26 protein-coding genes are annotated in these 26,749 nt (G+C 70.4%); 13 read left to right on the plus strand and 13 right to left on the minus strand.

Annotated features, from left to right (window positions below):
- Window positions 1-2: 2 nt before the first annotated feature.
- A complete protein-coding gene (locus AB0H56_RS00420) occupies window positions 3-224 on the minus strand; it encodes a hypothetical protein (protein WP_280348102.1) in 222 nt (73 codons plus the stop codon).
- A 114-nt stretch (window positions 225-338) separates the two neighbouring features.
- On the opposite strand from AB0H56_RS00420, the gene AB0H56_RS00425 reads away from it, so the two are divergent.
- Window positions 339-971, plus strand: a complete 633-nt coding sequence (locus AB0H56_RS00425) for a DJ-1/PfpI family protein (protein ID WP_357155825.1) — start codon at window positions 339-341, stop codon at window positions 969-971.
- Window positions 968-1,423, plus strand: a complete 456-nt coding sequence (locus AB0H56_RS00430) for a MarR family transcriptional regulator (protein WP_357155827.1) — start codon at window positions 968-970, stop codon at window positions 1,421-1,423. The genes AB0H56_RS00425 and AB0H56_RS00430 overlap by 4 nt, the downstream gene beginning before the upstream one ends.
- Window positions 1,424-1,438: 15 nt before the next feature.
- On the opposite strand, the gene AB0H56_RS00435 is transcribed toward AB0H56_RS00430, so the two are convergent.
- The 6 genes from AB0H56_RS00435 to AB0H56_RS00460 form a co-directional block, all read right to left on the minus strand.
- Window positions 1,439-2,023 (minus strand): hypothetical protein, encoded by a 585-nt coding sequence (locus tag AB0H56_RS00435; protein WP_357155828.1) that lies wholly within the window; start codon window positions 2,021-2,023, stop codon window positions 1,439-1,441.
- An 84-nt stretch (window positions 2,024-2,107) separates the two neighbouring features.
- Entirely contained in the window at window positions 2,108-2,656 is a 549-nt protein-coding gene (locus tag AB0H56_RS00440; protein ID WP_357155830.1) for a YceI family protein, read from the minus strand.
- 26 nt (window positions 2,657-2,682) lie between these two features.
- The gene (locus AB0H56_RS00445) at window positions 2,683-3,303 is read right to left on the minus strand and encodes an FMN reductase (RefSeq protein ID WP_357155831.1); all 621 of its coding nucleotides are present in this window, start codon (window positions 3,301-3,303) and stop codon (window positions 2,683-2,685) included.
- Window positions 3,300-4,391, minus strand: a complete 1,092-nt coding sequence (locus AB0H56_RS00450; RefSeq protein WP_357155833.1) for an LLM class flavin-dependent oxidoreductase — start codon at window positions 4,389-4,391, stop codon at window positions 3,300-3,302. The genes AB0H56_RS00445 and AB0H56_RS00450 overlap by 4 nt, the downstream gene beginning before the upstream one ends.
- Before the next feature lie 66 nt (window positions 4,392-4,457).
- Window positions 4,458-6,659 (minus strand): serine/threonine-protein kinase, encoded by a 2,202-nt coding sequence (locus tag AB0H56_RS00455; RefSeq protein WP_357155834.1) that lies wholly within the window; start codon window positions 6,657-6,659, stop codon window positions 4,458-4,460.
- 147 nt (window positions 6,660-6,806) lie between these two features.
- Window positions 6,807-7,607, minus strand: coding sequence for an HAD-IIA family hydrolase (locus AB0H56_RS00460; RefSeq protein ID WP_357155836.1), 801 nt, complete (start codon window positions 7,605-7,607; stop codon window positions 6,807-6,809).
- 112 nt (window positions 7,608-7,719) lie between these two features.
- On the opposite strand from AB0H56_RS00460, the gene fgd reads away from it, so the two are divergent.
- Window positions 7,720-8,730 carry a glucose-6-phosphate dehydrogenase (coenzyme-F420) gene (gene fgd, locus AB0H56_RS00465; protein ID WP_357155837.1) on the plus strand — a complete coding sequence of 337 codons (1,011 nt, stop codon included), beginning with the start codon at window positions 7,720-7,722 and terminating at the stop codon, window positions 8,728-8,730.
- A 118-nt stretch (window positions 8,731-8,848) separates the two neighbouring features.
- Here fgd and AB0H56_RS00470 read toward each other — a convergent pair whose 3' ends face one another.
- Complete coding sequence (locus AB0H56_RS00470; RefSeq protein WP_357155839.1) at window positions 8,849-9,355, minus strand: nitroreductase family deazaflavin-dependent oxidoreductase; 507 nt, start codon at window positions 9,353-9,355, stop codon at window positions 8,849-8,851.
- Window positions 9,356-9,429: 74 nt separating this feature from the next.
- Here AB0H56_RS00470 and pta point away from each other — a divergent pair, with 74 nt between their 5' ends.
- Complete coding sequence (pta, locus tag AB0H56_RS00475) at window positions 9,430-11,508, plus strand: phosphate acetyltransferase (RefSeq protein WP_357155840.1); 2,079 nt, start codon at window positions 9,430-9,432, stop codon at window positions 11,506-11,508.
- Complete coding sequence (locus AB0H56_RS00480; protein ID WP_357155841.1) at window positions 11,505-12,701, plus strand: acetate kinase; 1,197 nt, start codon at window positions 11,505-11,507, stop codon at window positions 12,699-12,701. Before pta ends, AB0H56_RS00480 begins: the two co-directional genes overlap by 4 nt.
- Here AB0H56_RS00480 and AB0H56_RS00485 read toward each other — a convergent pair.
- The 3 genes from AB0H56_RS00485 to AB0H56_RS00495 form a co-directional block, all read right to left on the minus strand.
- The gene (locus AB0H56_RS00485; protein ID WP_357157770.1) at window positions 12,698-15,049 is read right to left on the minus strand and encodes a serine/threonine-protein kinase PknG; all 2,352 of its coding nucleotides are present in this window, start codon (window positions 15,047-15,049) and stop codon (window positions 12,698-12,700) included. The two genes, AB0H56_RS00480 and AB0H56_RS00485, sit on opposite strands and share 4 nt — an antisense overlap.
- A 646-nt stretch (window positions 15,050-15,695) precedes the next feature.
- Entirely contained in the window at window positions 15,696-16,658 is a 963-nt protein-coding gene (locus tag AB0H56_RS00490; protein WP_357155843.1) for a glutamate ABC transporter substrate-binding protein, read from the minus strand.
- Entirely contained in the window at window positions 16,655-18,136 is a 1,482-nt protein-coding gene (locus AB0H56_RS00495; protein WP_357155844.1) for a hypothetical protein, read from the minus strand. Before AB0H56_RS00495 ends, AB0H56_RS00490 begins: the two co-directional genes overlap by 4 nt.
- A gap of 129 nt (window positions 18,137-18,265) precedes the next feature.
- Here AB0H56_RS00495 and AB0H56_RS00500 point away from each other — a divergent pair, with 129 nt between their 5' ends.
- The gene (locus AB0H56_RS00500; protein WP_357155845.1) at window positions 18,266-18,895 is read left to right on the plus strand and encodes an NUDIX hydrolase; all 630 of its coding nucleotides are present in this window, start codon (window positions 18,266-18,268) and stop codon (window positions 18,893-18,895) included.
- 133 nt (window positions 18,896-19,028) lie between these two features.
- Here AB0H56_RS00500 and thiE read toward each other — a convergent pair whose 3' ends face one another.
- Window positions 19,029-19,733: a thiamine phosphate synthase gene (thiE, locus tag AB0H56_RS00505; protein ID WP_357155847.1), complete on the minus strand. Its 705-nt coding sequence runs from the start codon at window positions 19,731-19,733 to the stop codon at window positions 19,029-19,031.
- 80 nt (window positions 19,734-19,813) lie between these two features.
- Between thiE and thiO the strand changes: the two genes are divergently transcribed.
- The 6 genes from thiO (at window position 19,814) to AB0H56_RS00535 (ending at window position 24,753) form a co-directional block, all read left to right on the plus strand.
- Window positions 19,814-20,899, plus strand: coding sequence for a glycine oxidase ThiO (gene thiO / locus AB0H56_RS00510; RefSeq protein WP_357155848.1), 1,086 nt, complete (start codon window positions 19,814-19,816; stop codon window positions 20,897-20,899).
- The gene (gene thiS / locus AB0H56_RS00515; protein ID WP_357155850.1) at window positions 20,896-21,114 is read left to right on the plus strand and encodes a sulfur carrier protein ThiS; all 219 of its coding nucleotides are present in this window, start codon (window positions 20,896-20,898) and stop codon (window positions 21,112-21,114) included. Before thiO ends, thiS begins: the two co-directional genes overlap by 4 nt.
- The gene (locus tag AB0H56_RS00520) at window positions 21,107-21,868 is read left to right on the plus strand and encodes a thiazole synthase (protein ID WP_357155851.1); all 762 of its coding nucleotides are present in this window, start codon (window positions 21,107-21,109) and stop codon (window positions 21,866-21,868) included. Before thiS ends, AB0H56_RS00520 begins: the two co-directional genes overlap by 8 nt.
- Window positions 21,869-21,960: 92 nt before the next feature.
- A complete protein-coding gene (locus AB0H56_RS00525) occupies window positions 21,961-22,893 on the plus strand; it encodes an ABC transporter ATP-binding protein (protein WP_357155852.1) in 933 nt (310 codons plus the stop codon).
- A complete protein-coding gene (locus AB0H56_RS00530) occupies window positions 22,893-23,648 on the plus strand; it encodes an ABC transporter permease (protein WP_280219156.1) in 756 nt (251 codons plus the stop codon). The genes AB0H56_RS00525 and AB0H56_RS00530 overlap by 1 nt, the downstream gene beginning before the upstream one ends.
- Window positions 23,649-23,826: 178 nt before the next feature.
- The gene (locus tag AB0H56_RS00535) at window positions 23,827-24,753 is read left to right on the plus strand and encodes an adenylate/guanylate cyclase domain-containing protein (protein WP_357155854.1); all 927 of its coding nucleotides are present in this window, start codon (window positions 23,827-23,829) and stop codon (window positions 24,751-24,753) included.
- A gap of 12 nt (window positions 24,754-24,765) precedes the next feature.
- Here the strand turns inward: AB0H56_RS00535 and AB0H56_RS00540 are convergent, their stop codons facing one another.
- Window positions 24,766-24,921, minus strand: coding sequence for a hypothetical protein (locus AB0H56_RS00540; protein ID WP_167456334.1), 156 nt, complete (start codon window positions 24,919-24,921; stop codon window positions 24,766-24,768).
- Between the two features lie 84 nt (window positions 24,922-25,005).
- Between AB0H56_RS00540 and AB0H56_RS00545 the strand changes: the two genes are divergently transcribed.
- Window positions 25,006-26,721, plus strand: coding sequence for an acyclic terpene utilization AtuA family protein (locus AB0H56_RS00545; protein ID WP_357155855.1), 1,716 nt, complete (start codon window positions 25,006-25,008; stop codon window positions 26,719-26,721).
- Window positions 26,722-26,749 lie beyond the last annotated feature (28 nt).

Below are 26,749 nucleotides of genomic sequence, written 5' to 3' on the forward strand. Positions count from 1 at the left end.
GTTCAGTTCTCCTTTGTGAGCGGAATCCAGGCGACGACGTCGACCATCCGGCCCGGGTGGACCGCGATGATCAACACGGTGGCTCCGGCCTCGATCGGCTCGTCGGCGCGGGCGAGATAGGTCTCGGTGCCGCCGCGGATCGCGACGAGCACTTCGCCCAGCGCGCCCGCCGCCCGGATCGGCGACGTGATGGTTCCCGTCAGGCCCTGTACGGGGTCGGTCATCGCGCTGAGTCTCCTTGTCTCGCACCGAATGACGTCAGCGTACGGCGAAGGGGCTGTCGGCGGGTTTCGAAATTCTTATTGACAGTATGCTGTCGAACATGACAGCATACTGTCATGACGATGAAGACAGTCCACATGGCCGTGTACGACACCCTCGCCGACTGGGAGGTGGGCGCGGCCACCGCGCACCTCGCCAACAATGGCTGGCATCGCGAGCCGGGAACGTTCCAGGTCGCGACGGTCGGGCTGAGCGTCGAGCCGATCACCACGGCGGGCAGGTTGCGGGTGACGCCGGACCTCGCGCTCGCCGATCTCGACCCGGCCGACAGTGCGATGCTGATCCTGCCCGGCGCCGATCTGTGGGACGGTGACGCGCTGGTGCCGTTCGCGGAGACGGCGCGGCGGTTCGTCGACGCGGGTGTGCCGGTAGCCGCGATCTGTGGCGCCACCTTCGGATTGGCCCGCGCCGGTCTGCTCGACGACCGCGCACACACGTCCAATGCCGCGGAATATCTCACGTACAGCGGATATTCGGGTGGTGAGCACTACGTGGACGCGCCCGCCGTCACTGATCGCGACGTGATCACCGCCGACTCGATGTCGCCGTTCGAGTTCGCCAGGGAGGTCTTCACCCGACTCGAAGTGTCCGAGCCGCGCATCATCGAGGCCTGGTATCAGCTGTTCGCGCACCGCGATCCGGCGGCCTACGCGGTGCTCGCCGAGTACGAGGCCGCCAACGCGCGATGAATGATCAGGAGCTGTTCTCCACCGCCGCCATCACCTCGTTCCGCCTCAACGGCCAATTCCTCTCCATTGCCGAGGAATTGGCCGCGCCGGCCGGTCTCACGGCTGCCTGGTGGCAGGTGCTCGGTGCCGTGCTCGCCGAGCCCCTTCCGGTGGCGGGCATCGCCCGCGCGATGGGCATCACCCGGCAGAGCGTGCAGCGCATCGCCGACCTGCTGGTCGACAAGGGTCTGTGCGAATACCGCCCCAATCCGGCCCACAAACGCGCCAAACTCGTCGCGGCCACCGAGGCGGGGCTGGCGGCGGTGCACCAGATCGGCCCGCAACACGCCCGCTTCGCCCAGCGGCTGGCCGAGGAACTCGGTCCGGCGGAGTTCGCCGCCACCGTGGCCACGCTGACCCGGCTGTCCTCGGTCCTGGACAGGATCGGCGCCGAGGCCGCATCCGGTCAGTGAACTGTGCGGCGCAGGTCAGGGTCGGCCGGTGGTGCCTGTGAGGCGTTGGAGGCGACGGTTTTTGCTGGGGATGGAGAGTTCGAGTAGGAATCCCGCGCTGTCGCGGCTGCGTTCGTCGAGTTCCAGGGTGGCGGCTACCGTGTCGGCGCCCAGGATCTGCGACATGCGCTGGTCGACCCGATAGATGATTCTTCGCGTGTGAACCACGTAGGCGGTGAGAAAGAGGAGAACGCCTCCGATGGTCGCCAAGGTGGCCCGCAGCCACCAGGCCGACGCCGGCAGCAGGCCGGCTTCGGCGGCCTGTCCAGTGATCAGGTAGAGCGCTGCGGTCACCGTAAGGGTGATCATGGCCAACTTGAACTGGCCCGAGATCTGTAGTTTCGAAGACAGAACAGCCTCGGCGAGGGCTCCGCGCCGCTCATCGGGTGTGAGCGCGTCGAACGCCGGTCCGACGACGAGGACGATCTGTGTGTCGATCCACTGTGGATGCACCCCGTCCGCGCACCAGTCGGGTACCTCGCCGAGACGGACCGGTGGGGCTTGCACGTCGAACAGGTCGGCGAGTTCGTCGACCTGGGCCTTGATTCGATCTTGATCCACCGGCACATGATGGATCAAGTCACCGGGTTGTGCCTGTTGGAACGCCCCCGTCGCCAGGGCGACGGGGGCGTGGGAGGGGGTGGGTCAGCTCTGGAGGACGGTCTCGATCTCGAGGGTGAGGGTGATCTTGTCGCCGATGACGGCGCCGCCGTCGGGGAGCGGCATGTCGATGTCGAGGCCGAAGTCGCGGCGGGAGACGACGGTCTTGGCTTCGAAGCCGGCGACCGGGCCGTTGCCCATGCCCGGGTTGACGCCGAGGAACTCGACCTCGAGGGTGACCGGCTTGGTGTTGCCGCGCACGGTGAATTCGCCGTCGACGACGAAATCGTTGCCCTCGCCGCGGAATCCGGTGGACTTGAACGTCATCACCGGGAACTGCTCGGCGTGGAAGAAGTCGGCGGTGCGCAGGTGGCCGTCGCGCTGGGCGTTGTCGGTGGTGAGGGAGTCGACGCGGATCTCGGCGGTGGCCGAGGCGGTGCCGTCCTCGCCGATGACGAGCGCGCCGTCGAAGTCGGTGAAGCGGCCGCGGACCTTGCTCACCATCAGGTGGCGGACCGAGAAGCCGACAGTGGAGTGGCTGGGGTCGATGGCCCAGGTGCCTGCGGTGAGTCCGTTGGTCAGTGCGGTGGTCATGGGAACTCCTTGTGGGGGTCGAGGTTTCAGCGGGTCGAGCCGGCGGCGAGCAGATCTGCGAACGGAGTCGGCTCGTCGTAGGGGTCGGCGGGCACGGCGGTGGGCCTGCCGAGGATCTGGGTGGCGAATTCGCCTGCGGCGCGGTCGATCCGGTTGTTGAGGGACTGGTCGGCGCCGCGTGCGCCCCAGTCCGAGGAGGCGGCGTACACGGCGGTGGGTACGACGACGGAGCGCAGGTAGGCGAACAGCGGACGGACCGCGTGTTCCAGTGCCAGCGAATGGCGTTCGGTCCCGCCCGTGGCGCCGGCCAGGACCGGCTTGCCTGCGAGCGAATCCGGTTCCAGCACATCGAAGAAGGTCTTGAACAGACCGCTGTAGGACGCGCTGAAGATCGGGGTCACCGCGATCAGGCCGTCGGCGCCGACGACCTGGTCGATCGCGGTGCGCAGCGAGGGCGCCGGGAATCCGGTGAGCAGATTGTCGGCGAGGTCGCGGGCGTGGTCGCGCAGGTCGACGACGTCGAGTTCGACCTCGGCGCCCGCGGCGCGCAGTTCGCGGACGGTGGCGGTGGCCAGCCGGTCGGCCAGCAGCCGGGTCGACGAGGGCTGCGAGAGCCCTGCCGACACCACCGCGATGCGGATGGTCATGCGGTCACCTCCGTGGCGTTCTTGGCCGCGAGCAAGGATTCGTGCGTCGGGGCGTCGGGCACATGCGCCGGACGGCCTGCCGCGAACTCCTTGCGCAGCACCGGGACCACTTCCTCGCCGAGCAGGTCGAGCTGCTCGAGCACGGTCTTCAGCGGCAGGCCGGCGTGGTCCATCAGGAACAGCTGGCGCTGGTAGTCGCCGAAGTGCTCGCGGAAGGTGAGCGTCTTCTCGATCACCTGCTGCGGGCTGCCCACGGTGAGCGGGGTCTGCGCGGTGAATTCCTCCAGCGACGGGCCGTGTCCGTAGACGGGCGCGTTGTCGAAGTAGGGGCGGAATTCCCGGACGGCGTCCTGGGAGTTCTTGCGCATGAACACCTGGCCGCCGAGGCCGACGACGGCCTGGTCGGCACTGCCGTGGCCGTAGTGCTCGTAGCGGCGGCGGTACAGCTCGATCAGGCGCTGGAAGTGGTCGGTGGGCCAGAAGATGTGGTTGGCGAAGAAGCCGTCACCGTAGTAGGCGGCCTGCTCGGCGATCTCCGGGCTGCGGATGGAGCCGTGCCAGACGAACGGCGGTACGTCGTCGAGCGGGCGCGGTGTCGAGGTGAACGACTGCAGCGGAGTGCGGAACTTGCCCTCCCAGTCCACGACGTCCTCGCGCCAGAGCCGGTGCAGCAGGTGGTAGTTCTCGATCGCGAGCGGGATGCCGTCGCGGATGTCCTTGCCGAACCACGGGTAGACGGGGCCGGTGTTGCCGCGGCCGAGCATCAGGTCGACGCGGCCGTCGGCCAGGTGCTGCAGCATCGCGAAGTCCTCGGCGATCTTCACCGGGTCGTTCGTGGTGATCAGCGTGGTCGAGGTGGACAGCATGATCTTGTCCGTGCGGCCGGCGATGTAGCCGAGCATGGTGGTCGGCGAGCTCGGCACGAAGGGTGGATTGTGGTGCTCGCCCATCGCGAACACATCGAGCCCCACCTCCTCGGCCTTCTGCGCGATCGCGACCATCGCCTTGATCCGCTCGGCCTCGGTAGGGGTGCGGCCGGTGGTGGGATCGGTGGTCACATCACCGACGGTGAAGATTCCGAACTGCACGTGCCCTCCTTTGGTTGCCATGGCAACTATAACCTAGAGGGGTCGGGGTGTATTCCCGAACTTCGCTCAGGGACGCGCGGCGGGGTTGATCACCCGGTGGAGCGCCTGCAGATCGGACTCGAGGGCGTAGTAGACACGCAGGGCGAGGACGAAGGCGACGAGGCCGCCGACGCAGAGCGCGACGATCGAGGCGAGCACGGCCTGCTGCTGGACGGGGTCGAGGAACACCAGACCCACGGCGACGCCGAGCAGCGGGACCGACGCGGCGATGCCGAGATAGATCCGGCTGCGCCGGGCCAGGCGACGCAGCGGAACGGCTTCGGCCGGGGTTCGGTGCCCGGCGGCGATCAGCGCCGGGTAGTACCAGCGGAGCACGAAGAACGTCACCGGGAAATAGCTGTAGACGACGGCGATCGCCGCGGCGATCATCTGGGACGCGATCAGGTTGACATACAGCCCGGCTGACAGATCGGCGGTCTCACGCAACTGGATCAGGAAGACGACCATGGCGATCATCCACCCGGCGAACGCGACGACGGCGACCCGATCGCCGCACGCGAGCGTGTCCGCGCGAGCCTTGACGAGGGTTCGATCGTCGTAGTGTCTGCCACGCCGGAGTCCCTCGGGGACCAGGAACACCAGCCGACACCAGTACAGCAACAGCGCGACACCCAGTGGATAGCCGATGAGGGCGGCGATCACGGCGAGTCTGGTGATCTGGCTCTGCGCGTCCGCGTCGAGTTCGAGGGACAGCAGCTCGGTGTTGTGCGCCGAGAGGTACAGGGCGCCGAGCACCTGCCCGAGCACGCTCGACAGGGTCACCACCGGCAGCGGCCGGTTGTGCAGCCGTCCGCGCACGCTCTGGGCGGGCGGGTCGACGAGGTCGCGGGCCTTGCGGTCCAACGCGAGGTCGAGGTGCCGGGCGAGGTCGGCGCCGGAGGCGAAGCGGTCGTCGGGATCGGGCGACAGACAGGTCAGCAGGGCATGGCAGAGCACCTGCGGACAGTCCGGCGGCGCGGCGGCCTGCAGGCGCGCGTCGATCGGCTGGCGGCGGCGTTCGATCATCCTGGTGAGCACGCTGTCGGAGTCGCCCGTCGCGACCTCGTCGGCGAACGGATTCCGGCCGGTCAGCAGTTCCCACAGGACCACCGCGAGCGCGTAGAGGTCGCTGCGGGTGTCGAGGTCGGCGGCGGAGGTCGGCAGGCCGGGATCGCACGCTTCCAGCTGTTCCGGCGACATATAGGCCAGCGACCCACCGAAGTACGCGACGGGGCTGGCGCCGGGGATGTGGGTGCTGAAGCTGATGTTGAAGTCCGCGAGTTTCGGTTGGCAATCCGCGGTCAGCAGCACGTTGGCCGGTTTGACGTCGCGGTGCAGCACACCGCACCGGTTGGCGTAGTCCAGCGCGGTCGCGAGCCTGCTGCCCAGCCAGGCCACGGCCTCGGGCCAGCTCAGCCTCGCCAGGGCGGCGCGGGTCGGCGACGCGACCGGCGTGAGCACGCCGTCCGCGGCGATCGCGGCATCCACCGCGTCGAGCAGCAGCTGACCGGTGCGCCGTTCCACCGGCGTGGCCCGAACCAGGCGCAGCACGCCGAGCAGGGTGCCGCCGGGCACGTACTGCATGTACATCAGCTTCAGGTGCTCGTCCGCGCGCTGGCGCTGGTCGAACACGCGCACGATGTGCTCGTGATCGAGTTGGGCCAGGGTCTGCGGTTCGGTGCCGCGATCCTGCGAGATCTTCACCGCGACCAGTCGCTGCATGGACCGTTGCCGAGCGAGGAACACCCGCGCGAACGCACCCTGCCCGAGCCGGAGCAGCAGATCGAAGTCGTCGATGGTGCTGCCCGCGACCAGGTCGTCGAGCGCGTCGACGGTGGCCGGGTCGGCGATGAGCGTGGTCCGGAAGCTGTCGGAGGTGAGGGTCGCGGTGTCGAGCCGCGTCGCGATCTGCGCCATCTGCGGCGCGAACTCCTGCTCGTACTCGCTGAGATCGAGGTCCTGATCGTGCCCGCGGCTGCGCACACTGATCTCCTCGTAGATCAGGTCCGGTGGCAAGGGCGCCGCGTCCAGTTCCGGAAATTGCGCCCGATACTCCGCGAGTCGCTTCCGGGTCCCCGTGCCCCGCCACCGCCGCCGCAGATCAACCTTGATCAGCTCGATCAACGCCGAGCGCCGCAACCCCAGGTCCGCGGGCAGATGAGCGGCCAGATCCGGCGGCTCACCCGAACTCTCCCACGCGCTGTCGAAGCCCGCGACCAGCCGCGTCAACGCGCTCCGCGTCGCCGCTACTCGATCAACACCGCCGTCCGTGTCCATGTGGCCACCCGATCCCCATGCTGTGCCGCGCTCTCCGAGGATATGTGATCAGCATCTCACCGGCTGCCGAATTCTGGGGCGTGCCACCTGCCGCGGCGGCTATACCAGAAACGGCGTGCGGGTGCGATTGAGCAGGTCGGCGACCGAATCGACCACCAGCGTCGGACGGAACGGGTACTGCTCGACCGAACTCTTGGTGGAGATGCCCGAGGTGACCAGGATCGTGCGCATCCCGGCCTCGAGGCCCGAGATCACGTCGGTGTCCATGCGGTCGCCGATCATGACCGTGGACTGGGAGTGCGCGCCGATGCGGCGCAGGGCCGAGCGCATCATCAGCGGGTTCGGTTTGCCGACGTAGTACGGCTCCTTGCCGGTGGCGCGGGTGATGAGGGCGGCGACGGAGCCGGTGGCGGGCAGCACGCCGTCGCGGGACGGGCCGGTCGCGTCGGGGTTGGTGGCGATGAACTTGGCGCCACGGTCGACCAGCCGGATCGCGGTGGTGATCGCCTCGAAGGAGTACGTGCGGGTCTCGCCGAGCACCACGTAGTCGGGGTCGCTGTCGGTGAGCACGTAGCCGATCTCGTGCAGGGCGGTGGTGAGGCCGGACTCGCCCACGACGTACGCGGTGCCGTGCGGGCGCTGGTCGTCGAGGAAGGTGGCGGTGGCCAGCGCCGAGGTCCAGATGGATTCCTCGGGGATGTCCAGGCCGGTGTGGCGCAGGCGCGCCTGCAGGTCGCGCGGGGTGCGGATCGAGTTGTTGGTCAGGACGAGGAAGGGAATCTCGTTCTTCCGCAGCTCGGCCAGGAACTCGTCGGCGCCGGGGATCAGTTGATCCTCGTGCACCAGCACGCCGTCCATGTCGGTCAGATACGACAAGATCTGCTCATCCTTGGCGGTCACCAGCTAATCATCCGTTAAAACCGGCGACCGTGCGACCAGACAGTAGGGATCGGCGTTGGTTAGTGTCGAAGCGGCAGGGGCTGCGACGAAGCGAATGACAGGAGTGGCTGGGATGGTTGATCTCAAGCTCGGATACAAGGCGTCGGCGGAACAGTTCGGGCCGCGTGAGCTCGTCGAGCTGGCAGTGGCCGCCGAGGAGCACGGGCTCGACAGCGCGACCGTCAGCGATCACTTCCAGCCGTGGCGCCACAACGGCGGCCACGCGCCGTTCTCCCTGGCCTGGCTGGCCGCCGCCGGCGAGCGCACCGAACGCATCATGCTCGGCACCTCGGTGCTCACCCCGACCTTCCGCTACAACCCGGCCGTCATCGCGCAGGCCTTCGCCACCTTCGGCTGCCTGTACCCGGGACGGGTGATGCTCGGCGTCGGCACCGGCGAGGCGCTCAACGAGATCGCGACCGGATACAAGGGCGAATGGCCCGATTTCAAGGAGCGTTTCGCGCGCCTGCGCGAGGCGGTGAACCTGATGCGTGAGCTGTGGACCGGCGACCGCGTCGATTTCGACGGCGAGTACTACCACACCGTCGGCGCCTCCATCTACGACGTGCCCAAGGGCGGCATCCCGGTCTACATCGCCGCGGGCGGCCCGGTCGTCGCCCGCTACGCGGGCCGCGCCGGTGACGGCTTCATCTGCACCTCGGGCAAGGGCATGGACCTCTACACCGAAAAGCTGCTGCCCGCGGTCGCCGAGGGCGCCGAGAAGGTGGGCCGCGACGTCGCCGGCATCGACAAGATGATCGAGATCAAGATCTCCTACGACACCGATCCCGAACTGGCGCTGCAGAACACGCGCTTCTGGGCCCCGCTGTCGCTGACCGCGGAACAGAAGCACGACATCACCGACCCGATCGAGATGGAGGCCGCCGCCGACGCGCTGCCGATCGAGCAGGTGGCCAAGCGCTGGATCGTGGCCAGCGACCCGGACGAGGCCGTCGCCCAGATCAAGCCCTACCTGGACGCGGGCCTGAACCACCTGGTCTTCCACGCCCCCGGCCACGACCAGCTGCGCTTCCTGGACCTGTTCAAGCGCGACCTGGCTCCGCGCCTGCGCGCCCTGGGCTGACCGCGAGCACGAACCGCTCGGCGGGTTCCGACCTCTCGTCGAACCGCCGAGCGGCCCACCTCGTCCGGCGACGAAGCGGGCAACCCTTGGGCGACAAGTCCTTCCGGTCGTTTCCCGGCTACGCCCTGCGGAGGGCGAAGATGCGGAGGTCGCGGGTGGTGCGGTCGCGGTAGGCGGCGTAGGCGCCGGTGATCTCGACGAAGCGGGCGAAGACCGCGTCCTTCTCCGCGTCGGGGACGACGGTGGCGGTGACCGGGATGCGCTCGCCCGCGATGGCGACGGTGGCCGAGGGGTCGGCGAGCAGGTTGGCGGTCCACGCGGGGTGGTGGGCCTGGCCGAAGTTGGAGCCGACGACATAGAGGGTGTCGCCGTCGTGCACGTAGAGCAGCGGCTGGGTGCGCGCGACACCGGACTTGCGGCCGGTGGTGGTCAGCAGGATCACCGGCGCGCCGATCGGGCCGAGCACGGTGTACTTGGCGTCGGTGCGCTCGAGCAGGGCCCGGTCCAGCGGCGTCGCGGTGCGGATCAGCCAGGAACCCGGCTTGGTCGCGGCGAAACGATTGGCGGCGCGCGAGAGCAGGGTGGTGCGCGAACCCCACTGCCGATCCGGGAACTGCGATGTCATGGGCCGGACTATAACGCGGCCGATCGCGCCACACCGAACGCCCGAATCGCCGAGAATTCACTAAGCTCGCGGGCATGGTCGAACAAGCGCCGTCCACCGTGTACATCGCCTCACCGGAGGGTGACACCGGAAAATCCACGGTGGCGCTCGGCGTGCTGCAGATGCTGTGCGCGACCACCGCCCGCGTCGGGGTGTTCCGCCCGATCACCCGCTCCACCGACGAACCGGACTACATCCTGGAGCTGCTGCTCGAGCACAGCACCGCCGACATCGGCTACGAGCAGGCCGTCGGCGTCACCTACGAGGACGTGCACCGCGACCCCGACGCCGCGATCAGCGAGATCGTGATGCGGTTCCACGACGTGGCCAAGGCGTGCGACGCGGTGGTGATCGTCGGCAGCGACTACACCGACGTGGCCAGCCCGAGCGAGTTGCGTTTCAACGCTCGCATCGCGGTGAACCTGGGCGCTCCGGTGTTGCTGGTGATACGCGGGGCCGAGCGCAGCCCCGGTGAGGTGAAACAGCTGGCCGAGCTGTGTCGCGGCGAGCTGGTCGCCGAGCACGCGCAGCTGGTCGCGGTGGTGGTGAACCGCTGCGCGCCCGACGAGATCGACGAGATCGGGGCCGCCATCGCCGATTTCGAGGTGCCGTCCTGGACGCTGCCCGAGGTGCCGCTGCTGATGGCGCCAACGATGGGCGAGCTGTGCGCGGCCATCGACGGCGAGATCTACAGCGGCGACCCGGAACTGCTGCAGCGCGAGGCCCTGCGCATCATGGTCGGCGGCATGACGGCCGAGCACATCCTGGAGCGCCTGTCCGACGGTGTGGTCGTGATCGCACCCGGCGACCGCTCCGACGTGCTGCTCTCGGTGGTGAACGCCCATGAGGCGGCGGGCTTTCCGTCGCTGGCAGGCATCATCATGAACGGCGGCATCCGCCCGCACCCGGCGATCGCGCGGCTGATGGACGGCCTGCATCCGAAGCTGCCGATCCTCACCACCGAACTCGGCACCTACGACGCCGCCAGCGCCGTGCACCGCACCAGGGGCCGGATGTGGGCGGGCAGCCCGCTCAAGGTCGACACCGCGCTGGCCCTGATGGAGGAGCGCGTCGACGCGCCGGAGCTGCTCGAACGCATCCAGGTGCCACCGTCGCACGTGGTGACCCCGCAGATGTTCGAATACCAGCTGATCGAGCGGGCGCGCGGCGACCGCAAGCGGATCGTGCTGCCCGAGGGCGACGACGACCGCATACTGCGCGCCGCGGGCCGGGTACTGCAGCGCAAGATCGCCGACCTCACCATCCTCGGCGACGAGACCGCGGTCCGGGCACGCGCCGCCGAACTCGGCGTCGACATCGCCGCCGCGCAGGTGCTCGACCCGCGCACCTCCGGCTACCTCGACGACTTCGCCGCCGAGTACACCGAACTGCGCAAGCACAAGGGCATGACGCTCGAGCGCGCCCGCGAAACCATGGCCGACATCTCGTATTTCGGCACGATGATGGTCTACAAGGGGATCGCCGACGGCATGGTCTCCGGTGCGGCGCACACCACCGCGCACACCATCCGGCCCTCCTTCGAGATCATCAAGACGGTGCCGGGCGTGGCCACCGTCTCCAGCGTCTTCCTGATGTGCCTGGCCGACCGGGTGCTCGCCTACGGCGACTGCGCGGTGGTGCCCGATCCGACCTCGGAACAGCTGGCCGACATCGCCGTGTCCTCGGCGGGCACGGCCGCCAGGTTCGGCATCGAACCGCGGGTGGCGATGCTGTCGTACTCGACGGGCGAGTCGGGCAGCGGCGCCGATGTCGACAAGGTGCGTACCGCCACCGACCTGGTCCGCGAGCGCGCGCCGCAGCTGCCGGTGGAGGGGCCGATCCAGTACGACGCGGCCATCGAGCCCGCCGTGGCCAGCGCCAAGCTGCCCGATTCGGAGGTGGCAGGGCGCGCGACGGTGTTCGTGTTCCCCGACCTCAACACCGGCAACAACACCTACAAGGCGGTGCAGCGCAGCGCGGGCGCCGTCGCGATCGGCCCGGTGCTGCAGGGTCTGCGCAAGCCGGTCAACGATCTGTCGCGCGGCGCCTTGGTCGCCGACATCGTCAACACGGTGGCGATCACCGCCATCCAGGCGCAGGGGGAGCAGGCGTGAGTGACCTGGTACTGGTCCTGAACTGTGGGTCGTCCTCGATCAAATATCAGCTGCTGCACGCTGATTCGGCCGAGGTGCTGGCCTCGGGTCTGGTCGAGAAGATCGGTGAGGCGCACGGCGGCCGGATCGTGCACGAGTGCGGTGACCGGAAGCTGGTGCACGACGGCGAGATCGCCGATCACCGGGCTGGCCTGCGGCAGGCGTTCGAGATGTTCCGCGAGACCGGTATCGACCTCACCACCATCGGGGTCGGCGCGGTCGGGCACCGGGTGGTGCACGGCGGCGAGGTGTTCTGGCAGCCGACGCTGATCACCGACGAGGTCGTGCGCACCATCGACGAGCTGTCGGTCCTCGCGCCGCTGCACAATCCGGCCAATGTGATCGGCATCGAGTCGACCAGGGAACTGCTGCCCGGCATCCCCGAGGTCGCGGTGTTCGACACCGCCTTCTTCCACACCCTGCCCGAGGCGGCCAAGACCTACGCCATCGACGCGAAAATCGCGGCGGCGCACGGTGTTCGCAAGTACGGATTCCACGGCACGTCGCACCAGTACGTGTCGGAGAAGGCGGCGGAGTTCCTCGGCAGGCCGGCGAGCGAGCTCAATCAGATCGTCTTCCATCTGGGCAACGGCGCGTCGGCCTCGGCCGTGCGCGCTGGGGTGGCGGTGGACACCACCATGGGCATGACTCCGCTCGAGGGGCTGGTCATGGGCACGCGCCCCGGCGATCTCGATCCCGGCATCATGCCGCAGCTGATGAACGCCGCCGGGCTCGATCTGCCCGCGGTGGAGCAGCTGCTCAATCGCAATTCCGGGATCAAGGGCCTGTCGGGCGTGAACGACTTCCGCGAACTGCAGCAGCTCATCGACAACGGTGACGCGGCGGCGAAACTGGCCTACGACGTCTACATCCACCGCCTGCGCCGCTACCTCGGCGCCTACCTGGTGGAACTCGGGACCCTCGACACCGTCGTGTTCACCGCGGGCGTCGGCGAGAACAGTGCCGCGGTCCGTGCCGACGCCCTGGCGGGACTCGCCGGACTCGGCATCGAGGTCGACGCGGTGCGCAACGAGACCAGAACGCCTGGCGTGCGGGTGATCTCGCCGGAGTCCGCGCCGGTGACGGTGCTGGTGGTGCCGACCAACGAGGAACTCGCCATCGCGCGGGCCGCGCACCGGCTGGTCGGCACCTAGAACCAGGACTTCGCGCGCAGCGAGTTGGCCAGGTCGACCAGGGCGTAGCGGTGGACCCGGCCCGGGGCGTTGCGCGCGATCGAGCGCAGGCCCGATTCGGTGCCGTCGCGCAGGGACCGCTCGTCGAAGGGATGCCCGAACAGCTTGGCGTCCTTGCGTTTCGGGGTGTTGCCCGACCGCAGCCAGGCCAGCGCGGTGCCCTGGACGAGGGTGCGCATGAGGGTCGAGCGATGCTCGCCCGGCGGGATGGACTGGGCGCGGGAGGCGGCCAGGCGCAGGACCTGCTCGTCGAGGTCGGCGACGGGAGCGCTGGTGAGCAGCAACAGGATCGCGGTGGTCTGCGCGGTGGTGAAGTGCCGCGACGAGGCGGGTACGTCGTCGAGTGCGTGCACCGCCTCGCCGACGCGGCCCGCCACCGCCTGCTGTCTGGCCAGGCCGAAGGCGGCGCTCACCACGGCGCGGTCGGTGCGCCAGACAGTGCCGTAGTAGCGCTCGGCGAAGGCGCGCCACTGCTCGGGCGAATCGGTATCCCAGTGCTGCAGAATCAATTCCGCGGTCGCGGCCAGCGCCAGTTTGGGCGCGATCTCTCCGGGCAGCACCCGCAGCACCGCCTCGAACGCGGCGAAGGCGGACTCGTAGTCGAGCTCGAGCAGACAGGCTTGGCCGGTGAACCAGTCCGCGCGCCAATCGGATTCACCGGAGACGCGGTCGAGCAGGTGCAGCACGGCCGCCGATTCGCCGAGTTCGAGGCGGGCGCGTGCCTCGGCGAAGACCAGCTCACCGGCGAGGGTCTCCGGCGCGTTGTCCGGGTCGGCCTCGGCGCGCTCGCGGGCCTCGTGCAGCGCCTCCAGTACCCGCTCCGGCTCGAGATTGGCCGTGGCGGCCAGCAGCGGCGCCGAGGGATCGGCGGGATCGAGCAGCGGAACGGGCAGCGCGGCGACGACATCGCCGGAGTCGAGCAGCGGCGACCGGCCGACGCCGTCGAGGTAGGCGTCGGTCTGGCTGATCAGTTCCTCGGTACCGAAGCTGCCACGCTGTGGACTGAACACCGTGGACAGCTGGGGATGTTCGGTCTCGGTGTCGTAGGCGAGGATCTCCCGCAGCACGCCGGCGAGCTGGGCCGACATCGCCCGCGCCGACGGGAACCGCAGCGCCGGATCGGTGTCGGTGGCGGTGAGCAGGAACCGGTGGAAGAACTCGTAGCGGGCCAGCAGCGGTTCGGTGGCCGGGTCGGGAATGCCGTCGACGTAGCGGCCGTGCTCGGTGGGCAACGCCAGGGTGAGCGCCGCGAGGGTGCGCCCGACGGTGTACACGTCGGAGGCGGGGGTGGGGCCGGTCCTGGCGATCTCCGGAGCCTGGAAGCCCTTGGTGCCGTAGAGGTTTCCGTACGCCTCGATGGGTGCCACGGCGCCGAGGTCGATGAGCTTCACCTGGTCCTCGGTGACCATCACGTTGTCGGGCTTGAGGTCGTTGTAGGTCAGGCCGATCGAGTGCAGGTGTTCCAGCGCGGGCAGGATCTCCAGCACGTAGGCGATGGCCTCGGCCAGCGGCATCCGTTCGCCGGAGGGCCTGGCGTCGAGGATGTCGCGCAGCGAACGGCCGCCGACGTACTCCATCACGATGTAGCCGATGCTCGAGCCGTCCGGGGCGGTGTGCTCGACGAAGTTGTGGATCTTGACGATGCTCGGGTGCGTCACCTCGGCCAGGAACTGCCGCTCCGCCACGGCCACCGCCTGCGCCTCCGCGTCACCGGCGTGCAGCAGGCCCTTGAGCACCACCCACCGGTCGCTCACGTTGCGGTCGATCGCCAGGTAGATCCAGCCGAGCCCGCCGTGCGCGATACAGCCCTGGATCTCGTACTGCCCGGCGACCATGTCGCCCTCGTGTAGGGAGGGGCGGAAATCGTAGGCGGCGCCGCAGGTCTCGCACACACCGGCCGAGGACGCCGCGCGCGCTGGCGTCGACCGACCCACGGGATTCGCGCATCGCCAGCAGAACCGCCGCCCCTCCGAGACCACCGGATCCGACAGCACGGCCTCGCGCGGATCCGCCGGCGTGACGGTCGGAATCGGCACCAGTCCGGCGCCGAGCCGTCGCGTCGGCCGGGACCGTGCCGTCCGCACACTGCGTCCCGACCGGGCGGTGCTCGGGCCGGTGTGCGGGGTGGAGGTGCCGGGTTCGGCTGTGGTCGCGGAGGTGTCGGGCGGTTCGGTCACCCGCCACGGCGCGTCATCGGCCGGCGCTCCGGCGCGCTGGGTCGCGGGCGCGTCATCCAGCTGCGCCCCCAATGGCAGGTACGGGCGCTGGGCGGCCTGCGTCGCCGGTGGGAGGTCGGTCCGCGGCGTCATCTCGGTGGGCGGTGGAACGTGTGGATGCGGTGTGCCTTCGGCCACGTCGGGGCGGTGGGCAGCTTCGGTCGCCGGCGGCAGGCCGGGCCGCGGGGTCCCCGGTGGGACGTGCGGGTCGACGGGAACCGCGGCCGGGCGGTACGCGACCTGGGTGCCCCGCGGCTGATCTGGCTGCGCGCGCTCGGCGGCGTGGGGCAGCTCACCGGCGTCGGCGTGCGTGTGCGCGACGGGGTGGGGTGTCAGATGCGTGGCAGGCGGGTCTTCGGCCTTCGCGTCGACATCCTCTGCTGCGGTGGGGGTTCGCGAGGGCGCGCCCCATGGCGGGGGCCTGCCGGTGTCGGCTTGCGGTGCCGACTGTGTTGCAGGCGGAACATCTGGATGCGGGACTGCGCGGCTCGCATCGTCGGCAGGCCGGCCGGTCGCATCGGCTTCCGTTGTGGCGGCGCGGTCCTGCCCGTGTTCGGCGCGCGGCTGTTCCGCGCGGGCGCCGACGATGGGGAGGGGGAGGGTTTCGTCGTCGGCGGGGGCGGGGGGCAGGGTCCAGCCGCCGGGGAGCTCGCCTTCGGGGCGGTGGGACAGCTGGGTGCGCTGGGACTCCGGATCGGGCTGGGCCGGAGCGCCTTTCGGTGGCTTCTCGCTCATGGCATCAGTCCCGGTAGGTGGGGGCGGGCGGGCTCGGCGTCTCACCGAGGGAGGCGAGCCAGCGGCGGTGGATGCGGGTCCAGGTGCCGTCGTTGCGGATACGTTCGAGGGTGGCGTTGACGAAACGGACCAGGTCGTCGTCGCCCTTCGGGATGCCGATGCCGTACGGCTCGGCGCTGATGCTCGCGCCGACCACCTCGGTGTAGGGGTCCTGGGCGGCCAGTCCGGCGAGGATCGCGTCGTCGGTGCTCACGGCGTCGACCTGGCGTTGCTGCAGCACCACCAGGCAGTCGGCCCAGGTGGGTACGGTCAGGATGGTGGCGGCGGGCTGATCACGGCGGATGTGGTCGAGCGAGGTGGTGCCGCGCGCCACGCACACCCGCTTGCCCGCCAGGTCGGCCAGGCCGTTGATCCCGGAGTTCTTCACCGCGAGCACCCGCTGATCGGCGCGCAGGTACACGGTCGAGAACGACACCCGCTCCTTGCGTTCACAGGTGATCGTCATCGTCTTGGCGATCAGGTCGACGGTGTGGTCCTGCAGCGCCCGCTCGCGCTCTTCCGAAGCGAGACTGCGGTATTCGATCAGGTCGGGGTTGCCGAGCAGGTCGCGCGCGATCTCGCGGGCGATGTCGGCGTCGAAGCCGACGATCCGGCCGGTGAGCGGATCGCGGAAACTGAACAGGTTGCTCCCGGCGTCCAGTCCGACGATGAGCCTGCCGCGTGCGCGGATGGCGTCGATGGTCGGCCCGCGCGAGGTGCTCGGCCGCAGGCTGGCCGTCGGGTCGCCGCAGTCCACCTCGGTGTGCGCGGGCACCGGCGTATCGGTGCCGATCGGAATCGCCTTGGCGGGCAACGGCGGTTCGGAGTACACGGTGTGTTCGGCGGCGGTCGGGGTGCTGTCGGCACACCCTCCCGCCAGCGCGGCGACCGCGAGCACCAGCGCCGCCGTGGCGCGCCCGGGCCTCACCGGTACTCCCGCAGTCGCGGCCACAGTCCCAGCGCCACGCACACCGCGCCGATGACGCCGAGCACGAACGCGCCGGGCGCCAGGAACGCCAGCACGTCGATGGCCTGGGACACCTTGCTGCGCAGAGTGTCTCGCGCCGAGGCGGCCGCCTTGTCGAGGGCCTTGTCGATCGCGTCGACCTGGGCGGCCGAGTCGGCGACGCTCGCCCCGGTGGCCACCGCCGTCGCGCCGGAGAAATCGCCGCGGGCCAGGGTGTCGTTCATCCGCTGGTGGGCGGCCTGCCAGCGGGTCAGCGCGGCCCGCGCGTCGGCGACCTCGGCGCGGGCGGGCGCGTCCTGCGGGTAGCCGGTGAGCAGCTCGGTGAGCCGGGTGGTGTTGGCGTCGAAGGTGCGGTCGTAGTCGCCGGTGGCGTCGCGGCGCACCAGCTTCACCATCTCCGCTGACCTGGCCTGCTGCACCAGGATTCGGCTCTCGGCCAGCCGGGCCGCTGGCACCGCGCCCTGATCGCGGCAGCGGATCATCGCGACCGCCGACACCGAGCCGGCCGCCACCGTCCACACCAGGGTCAGTGCCAGCGCGCCGGTGCCGATCAGCAGGCCCATGTTGAACACCCGCCGCGAGCGGCGTGCCAGCTCCACCTGGACCCAGAGCAGGGCGCCCAACGTGAGCATCAGCAGCACGATCGCGGGCCACGGCGGCAGCACGTGCCGGTGCTGAGCGGCGGTCACCGCGTCGAGCCGGTGGTTCTCGAGCTCCTCGGCCATCGGCAGCAGCGTGGTCTGCATCTGATGTGAGGCCTCGCTGAGATAGGCCGCGCCGACGGGATAGCCGCTGCGATTGTTGGCGCGCGCGGTCTCGATCAGACCCGTGTAGACCGGCAACCCGGTGGCGATCCCGGTGCGGAGCTTGCGGTCGGTGCCCGAGGGGTCGGCCGCCTCCTCCTCGGACAGGTGGCCGGACTGGGTCACCAGCTCGGCCGCGGCCTCGCCGATCGCCTGGGTGTAGCGGTCGCGCACCGCCACCGGCTCGAGCCCGCCCGCGAGGAACGCGGTGCCCGCGGCGGCGTCGGCGATGGAGAGGGAGGTGTAGAGGTGATTGGCCGAGTGCGCGTCGGGCTCGGTGTCGTCGAGCAGGACGCCGAGAGCTTGCTGACGGTCGCTGACGGTCGTCGAAGTCACCGCGCCCGCCGTCACGCACAGCACCATGAGCACCAGCCCGGCGGCGACGAGCCGCCCCGGCGAGGACCGCACGAACCCGCGCAAACGGGCCGGATGCAGCTGGGCGCGCAGGGCCCGCACATCCGGCGCCGGCGGTCGTTCGGTGACGATCGCCGGGCGGCGCAGCGGCGTGCGCCTGCCCGTCAGCGGCTTGTTCGCGGCGGCGTCGGTGCTGGTGGCACCGGCCGTGGCCTGGGCCGACGAGGCCGAACGGACGGCCGCGACCTCGGTCGAGGCAGTTCTGTTCCCCGAGTCGACCATCGTTCACCTCCCGGTGCTGTCCGCGCACCCATCGTGGTGCGGAGTTTATTGTGGTCTTACTGGTGGCGCAGCCCCTCAGACACCCCCGAAGCGGTTGCTGCTCGGCTGCTACGGAGGAAAGAGTATTGGATGCGCGGTGACGGGGACGGCTGGTCCAACAGCCCGGGTGGTGTTCGGCACTGGGGGAAATTCGGTGCGGCGGGTCTGCTGCTGCGCGCACCGCTGCCCGGCGGCGGCTCGGCGGTGCTGTTGCAGCACCGCGCGCCGTGGAGTCATCAGGGCGGCACCTGGGCGATTCCCGGCGGCGCGCGCGATTCGCACGAGACCGCCGAACACGCCGCGGTGCGGGAAGCCTGGGAGGAAGCGGGCATCACCGCCGACGCGCTGTGCGTGCGAGCCGAACGACTCACGATGACAGCCCCGAGCGGCTGGACCTACACCACCGTCGTCGCCGACGCCGAGAGCCCGCTGGCGACCGTCGCGAACCGGGAGAGCTCCGAGCTGGTCTGGGTGCCGGAGAACGAGGTGAGCGACCTGCCGCTGCATCCCGGCTTCGCCACGGCCTGGCTCGAGCTGCGCGCGGTGCCGGTGCGGGTGCGGTTCGCCGCCGAGCCGACGGGGACGCTCCCACGCACGGTCGAACTTCCCGAGCGCGGCTTCTACTGGTTGCACACGGACGCCGGACCGGGCGACGAGGTGGTGATCGGGGGCGACCCGGCCGACGAGCTCGCCGCCGCCCTGGCTCGCGTGCTGATCTGACCCGGCCCGCGTGCGGCCTCGCGTCCTGCCCGTGCTCGCGCACGACTGGTGGTGAGCCGCCGCGTACGTGGTCTGGTCCCGGCACCCGCGCGCCCTCGTCCGGCCGCGCGACCGATCGAACGGACCGGTTCGTCTACCCGGCCGACGCGGCGACCAATGCCTGCTTGAGCTCCCGCGCCGCCGCCTCCGGATCGGCCGCCTCGGTGATCGCGCGCACCACGACCACCCGCCGCGCCCCCGCGCTCAACACCTCGGGCAGCCGCTCGGCGTCCACGCCGCCGATGGCGAACCACGGCATCGTCGGATGCGCCTCGGCGGTGGAACGCACCAGGTCGATCCCGGCCGCCTGGCGACCCGGCTTCGTCGGCGTGGTCCACACCGGGCCGGTGCAGAAGTAGTCGAGATGGCCCTCGATCGCGGCGAGCCCGGCCTGGGCGCGATTGTGCGTCGAGCGGCCGATCACCACGTCGGGGCCGAGTATGCGACGCGCGTAGGCGGGCGGCAGGTCGCCTTGGCCGAGATGCAGGACGTCGGCGCCCGCGGCCAGCGCGATGTCGGCGCGGTCGTTCACCGCGAGCAACGCGCCGTGCCTGCGGGTCGCGGCCTTGATCTCGGCGAGCGCGCCGAGCTCGGCCTTGGCCTCCAGCGGGCCGAACTCGGCCTCGCCGGGTGACCCCTTGTCTCTGAGCTGCACGATGTCGACACCACCCGCGAGCGCGGCGTCGACGAAGCGGGCCAGATCGCCCTTCTCCCGGCGCGCGTCGGTGCACAGATACAGCAGCGCGTCGGCCAGACGCTCCCTGGGCGGGACGGATCGGTTCGGATGGGAGGGCTGCACCTCCCAAACGGTAGTCGCGCTACCGTTGAGACGCGAACGCCGAGGCGCTCGGCAGGCGGAAAAAGACAGGTGGAACGGTGATGCGAACTCTGGCGGTCGTTGGCGGCGGCGCCGTCGGACTCGCCGTCGCCTGGCAGGCCGCCGAGGCGGGCTGGACCGTCACCGTCTTCGATCCCGCGCCCGGCTCCGGCGCGTCGTATGTGGCGGGCGGGATGCTCGCGCCCCTGTCGGAGGGCTGGCCGGGGGAGGACCGGGTCCTGGAATTCGGCGCCGCCGCGCTCGCCGCCTGGCCCGCGTTCGGCGCCCGGCTGCGCGCGGTGAGCGGTGAGTCGGTGTTCGTCGCCGACGAGACGCTGACCGTCGCCCTCGATGGCGCCGATGCCGCCGACCTGCGCACCGTCGCCGACTGGCTGGCCGGTTTCGGTCACGACCTTCGCGTGCTCGACCGCGCGGGGGTGCGCGCGCTGGAACCCGCGCTGACCCGCACCGTCCGGGCCGGTCTGCTCGCCGACACCGAACCCGCCGTCGACAACCGCCGCGTGCTGCGCGCGCTGCGTGCCTGCTGCGCCGCCGCCGGGGTGGAGATGCGCGCGGAAGCCGTCGCCGCGCTGGACGACCTGCCGCACGACCGGATCGTGCTCGCCGCGGGCGCGCGCTCGGCCGAGCTGTGGCCGGGACTGCCGGTGCGGCCGGTGAAGGGCGAGATCCTGCGGCTGCGGCACCGTCCCGGCGTGCGCCCGGCGCCGAGCCGGGTGATCCGGGCCAGGGTGCACGGCAGGCAGGTCTATCTGGTGCCGCGCGCGGACGGCATCGTCCTCGGCGCGACCCAGTACGAGGCGGGCTTCGACACCACGGTGACCGTCGGCGGGGTTCGCGACCTCATCGTCGACGCCGAGACGATCCTGCCCGGCATCGGCGAATACGAGCTGGCCGAGGCCAACGCGGGCTCGCGGCCAGGTACCCCCGACAACCTGCCGCTGCTCGGCCCGCTCGACGAGCGCGTCGTCGCCGCCACCGGGCACGGGCGCAACGGCATGCTCACCCTCGCCCTCACCGCGACCCTCGTGCCCGCACTGCTCGCCGACGAGGCGCCCGCGCTCGCGGAACTCGCCGCACCGCAACGCTTTCCGGCGTTGCGTCTGTCGTCCTCAGGAGGAGTTCGATGACCTCGACCAGTATTCCGATCGGTGTCACCGTCAACGGTGTCGACCACGAGTTCGCCGAGCCGCTCAGCGTCCGCGACCTGCTGACCAGGCTGGAACTGCCGTGCCAGGGCGTGGCGCTGGCCGTCGACGGCGCGGTGTTCCCGAAGTCGCGCTGGGACGAGCAGGTCGAGCGCGGCTGGACCATCGAGGTGCTGACGGCGGTGCAGGGTGGCTGAGCTCGCGCCGCTGCGGATCGCGGACAGGGAGTTCGGCTCGCGCCTGATCATGGGCACCGGCGGCGCCGAGAACCTGGCCGTGCTCGAGGACGCCCTGGTGGCCTCGGGGACCGAGCTCACCACCGTCGCCATGCGCCGCGTCGACGCGGCGGGCGGCACCGGTGTCCTCGATCTGCTCAAGCGCCTCGACATCACCCTGCTGCCCAACACCGCGGGCTGTCGCAACGCGGCCGAGGCCGTGCTCACCGCCCAGCTGGCGCGCGAGGCGCTCGACACCAACTGGGTCAAGCTCGAGGTCGTCGCCGACGAGCGCACCCTGCTGCCCGACCCGTTCGAGCTGCTCGACGCAGCCGAACAGCTGGTCGACGCCGGTTTCGTCGTGCTGCCCTACACCAACGACGACCCGGTGCTCGCCAAGCGCCTCGAGGACGCGGGCTGCGCCGCCGTGATGCCGCTCGGCGCGCCGATCGGTACGGGCCTCGGCATCGGCAACCCGCACAACATCGAGATGATCGTCGCCGCCGCGGGCGTGCCGGTGATCCTCGACGCGGGCATCGGCACGGCCAGCGACGCCGCCCTGGCGATGGAACTCGGCTGCTCGGCCGTCCTGCTCGCGACCGCCGTCACCAGGGCCCGCGAGCCCGAACTCATGGCCTCCGCCATGGCCGCCGCCGTCCGCGCGGGCCACCTCGCCCGCCAAGCAGGCCGCATCCCCAAACGCTTCTGGGCCCAAGCCTCCTCCCCGGCGAGGTAGTCCTCGTCTCAGGGTCGGGTCATCCTCGAGGATGACCCGACTCGCGACCTCACGGGGACGCGGGGACGGCGGTTCTGCGGCAAGCTGGGGGCATGATCGAGCTGAAGGGCCTGACCAAGCAATTCGGCCAGACCGTCGCGGTGCAGGACCTCACGTTCACCGTCCGTCCTGGACAGGTGACGGGATTCCTCGGCCCGAACGGCGCCGGTAAATCGACGACCATGCGGATGATCCTCGGCCTCGACCGGCCGACCTCGGGCACCGCGCTGATCGACGGCAAGAGCTACCAGGAGCTCGAGCGCCCGCTGACCCAGGTCGGCGCGCTGCTCGATGCCAAATGGGTGCATCCGAACCGGTCGGCGCGCGCGCACCTGGAGTGGCTCGCCGCCTCCAACGACCTGCCCAAGTCGCGGGTCGAGGAGGTGCTGCGCCTCGTCGGCCTCTCCGAGGTGGCGGGCAAGAACGCGGGCGGCTTCTCCCTCGGCATGTCCCAGCGGCTCGGCCTGGCCGGCGCGCTGCTCGGCGACCCGAAGGTGCTGCTGTTCGACGAGCCGGTGAACGGACTCGACCCCGAGGGCATCCTGTGGATCCGCCGCTTCATGCAGCGGCTGGCCGCGGAGGGCCGCACCGTGCTGGTGTCGAGCCACCTGCTCTCGGAGATGGCGCAGACCGCCGAGCACCTGATCGTGATCGGCCGGGGTCAGCTCATCGCCGACACCACCACCAAGGACTTCATCGACCGCGCCTCCGAGCAGTCGGTGCGTGTGCGCAGCCCCCAGCTCGACCAGCTGCGCAGCCTGCTCACCTCGCACGGCATGACCGTGCGCGAGGAGGGCGATTCCGCGCTCCTGGTCGCAGGCGTGTCCAGCGACGAGGTCGGCAAGGTGGCGGGAACCAACAACGTGACCCTCTACGAGCTGGCGCCGCAGCAGGCGTCGCTGGAAGAGGCGTTCATGCGGATGACCGGCGGCGCGGTGGAGTACCACGGCGCCGGCCTCGACCAGGTGATGGGAGGTGCGCTCTGATGGGCGTGCTCGCTGCGGAACGGATCAAGCTCACCTCGACCCGCTCACCCTGGTGGTGCTCGGCGATCGTGGTCCTGCTCAGTGTCGGCCTGGCCGCGCTGATGGCCCTGATCACCAATATCGACGCCGAGCCGGGGCAGGGGCCGCCGCCGCTCACCCCCGCGCTGGCCGCCTCCGGTGTGGCCGGGTTCGGCGTGATGGTGCTGATGATCATGGCCGCGCTCACGGTGACCAGCGAATACCGCTTCGGCGTCATCCGCTCCAGCTTCCTCGCGGTGCCGAACCGGTCGAAGGTGATCGTGTCCAAGGCGGGCCTGGTCGGCGTGTACGCCGCGGTGCTTACCGGGGTGCTGGCGCTGGTCGCCTTCGTGGTGGCCAAGGTGATCGTCGGCGACGAGGCCCCGATGCTGGTGCTCGACGGCAACTGGCGCGCGATCTACGGCATCCCGATCTACGCCTTCCTGTGCGTGCTGCTCGCCATCGGCGTCGGCGTGCTGGTGCGCCAGTCCGCGGCCGCGATCTCGCTGATCGTGCTGTGGCCGCTGCTCATCGAGGGCCTGCTCGGCGCGTTCGGTAGCTTCGGCCGCGCGGTGAACCCGTTCCTGCCCTTCGCCAACGCGAACCGCTTCCTCACCACCGAGGAGGTGTCGGGTAACTGGCACTGGGGCGTGTGGGGCAGCCTGATCTACTTCGCCGTCTTCGTGGCGATCGTGTTCGCGGGCGCGCTCGTGGTGGTCAACCGCCGCGACGCCTGACCTGAGCCAGCCCGGGCTGCCCTCGCAAGTGCCCGGGCCTCGAGGGCCGCGACCTTGTCGGGAGGTCGCGCGACCCGGCCTTCGGCTTCCGCTGCCCGGTCGCCGAAGGTGCAACCGCCGATCCGCTGGACACAAACAGCGGATCGGCGGTTGTCGTTGGATCGGCTAGTCTCGGAGCGTGAGTGAAACGCCTTCTGGCGGGATGGATCCGCGGCGGCGCGACAAGGCCGCGGAGGTGGTGATTCCCTTGGAGCCCACCGTGACCGAGCCCTCGGAGTCGACCTCCGAGGAGTCCGATGCGCGTCCTGGTCGGCGGCGCGCCCAGATCTCGTCGAAGCTGCAGGCGGCCAACCGCCGCGCCGACCTGATCGGCGCCGTGCGCAAGGCCAGGCAGCAGCTGCCCGGCGACCCGTCGTTCGGCGATCCGCTCTCGGTGACCGGCCCCGGTGGCGCCCGCGCCGTCGCCCGCGCCGCGGACAAGTTCGTCGGCGGCACTCCGAGCGCGGCCAGGGAGATCGGTTTCGGCGCGCTGCAGGTGTGGCAGGCCGCGCTGGAGCGGATCGGGCGTGGTCGTGGCACCGAGGAGGTGACCGTCGTGTTCACCGATCTGGTGTCGTTCTCGAGCTGGTCGCTCGCCGCGGGCGACGAACGCACCCTGGAGCTGCTGCGCAAGGTCGCCAGAGCGATCGAGCCGCCCATCGCCGAGCGCGGCGGTCAGGTGGTCAAGCGGATGGGTGACGGCCTGATGGCGGTCTTCTCCTCGCCCGACCGCGCGGTCCGGGCGGCCGTCGCCGCCCGCCGCAACCTCGCCACCGTCGAGGTCGACGGGTACCGGCCCCGCATGCGCGTCGGCCTGCACACCGGGACACCGCGCGAGATCGGCGGTGACTGGCTCGGCGTCGACGTCAACATCGCCGCCCGCATGATGGAGGCAGGCGGCAACGGCAACATGATGCTGTCCAGCACCACCCTCGCCGCGTTGCGCCCGGAAACCCTCGACGAGCTCGGCGCGATCGTCAAGCCCTACAAACGCAATTTCTGGGCCGCTCCACTCAGCGGCATCCCCGAGGACGTGCGCATCTTCAAACTCAGCGTGCCCAGCTGAGGGCCGCCGGGCCTATTGCAGCCAGAGCACCGCGCCAACGGCGGCCATGACGGCGGCCACGAGCAGGCCGATCGACATCGATCGGTTGGTCTTCCAGGTGGTGAAGGCGCCGCCGATGAGGAACCCGGCGAGGGCGAACAGCAGGATGACGGCGGTGGAGGACGACATGCCCCCATCTTGCCTGGTGAATTGCTCGCAATTAACAAGCACGCATGCTTGCTTTTTTCTTGACCCGGTGTGATCCTGGGGTTCATGAGTGCACTCTCGGCGAACCCGGACCTGATCCGGATCGGCAACTGCTCCGGGTTCTACGGCGACCGGCTCAGCGCGATGCGCGAAATGCTGGAAGGCGGCGAGCTCGACGTCCTGACCGGCGACTATCTCGCCGAACTCACCATGCTCATCCTCGGCCGCGACCGGATGAAGGACCCGAGCCTCGGCTACGCCAAGACCTTCGTCAAGCAGATCGAGGACTGCCTCGGCCTCGCGCTCGAGAAGAACGTGCAGATCGTCACCAACGCGGGCGGCCTGAACCCGGCCGGGCTCGCCGAGCGGCTGCGCAAGGTTGCCGCCGACCTGGGGCTGACCGCCAAGATCGCGCACGTCGAGGGTGACGACCTGGTCGCGCGGGCCGGCGAGCTCGGGCTCGGCCAGCCGCTCACCGCCAACGCCTACCTGGGCGCGTGGGGCATCGTCGAGTGCCTGAACTCCGGCGCCGACATCGTCGTCACCGGCCGCGTCACCGACGCCTCGGTGATCGTCGGCCCGGCCGCCGCGCACTTCGGCTGGGCCCGCACCGACTACGACGCGCTGGCAGGCGCCGTGGTGGCCGGGCACGTCATCGAGTGCAGCACCCAGGCCACCGGCGGCAACTTCGCCTTCTTCACCGAACTCGCCGACCTCGGCCGCCCCGGCTTCCCGATCGCCGAGATCCGCCGCGACGGGTCGAGCGTCATCACCAAGCACGACGGCACCGGCGGCGCGGTCACCGTCGACACGGTCGAAGCCCAGCTGATGTACGAGATCCAGAGCGCGCGCTACGCGGGCCCCGATGTCACCACCCGGCTCGACAGCATCACGCTCAGCCAGGAGGGCACGGATCGGGTGCTGATCAGCGGAGTCACCGGCGAGGCGCCGCCGCCGCAGCTCAAGGTCTCGCTGAACACCCTCGGCGGCTTCCGCAACGAGATGTCGTTCATCCTCACCGGCCTCGACATCGAAGCCAAAGCCGCACTGGCGCAACGTCAGCTGGAGGCCTGGCTGCCCGAGAAGCCGGCCGAGCTGAGCTGGACCCTGGCCCGGCTGGACCGGCCCGACGCCGAGACCGAGGAGCAGGCCAGCGCCATCCTGCGCTGCGTGGTCCGCGATGCCGATCCCAACAAGGTCGGGCGCGCGTTCTCCAGTGTCGCGGTGGAATTGGCGCTGGCCAGCTACCCCGGCGCGAGCTTCACCGCGCTGCCGGGCAACGGCTCGCCCTACGGCATCTTCACCCCCGGCTTCGTCGACGCCGACGAGGTGCCGCACACCGCCGTGCTGGCCGACGGCACCCGCGTCGCCATCGAGCCCGCCGCCGAGACCGCCTTCCTCGAACCGGTTTCCGAGCCCGAGCTGCCCGCCGACCTGCCGCCGTCGCCGACCACCCGCCTCCCGCTCGGCACCATCGCCCTGGCGCGCAGCGGCGACAAGGGCGGCGACGCGAACATCGGCGTCTGGGTGCGTACCGACGAGCAGTGGCGCTGGCTGGTGCACACCCTCACGGTCGAGAAGCTGCGCGAATTGCTGCCGGAGACAGCCGAACTCGACGTCACCCGGCATGTGCTGCCCAACCTGCGCGCGGTCAACTTCATCATTTCCGGTCTGCTCGGCAAGGGCGTCGCCTACCAGGCACGTTTCGACCCGCAGGCCAAGGGGCTCGGCGAATGGCTGCGCTCCCGCCACATCGACATGCCGACGGAGCTGCTCGCGTGATCGGTCAGCGCCCGGAGGCGGCAGCGGA

Origin of the sequence: Nocardia sp. NPDC050717, from assembly GCF_040654275.1 — a bacterium.
Taxonomy (GTDB): Bacteria; Actinomycetota; Actinomycetes; order Mycobacteriales; family Mycobacteriaceae; genus Nocardia.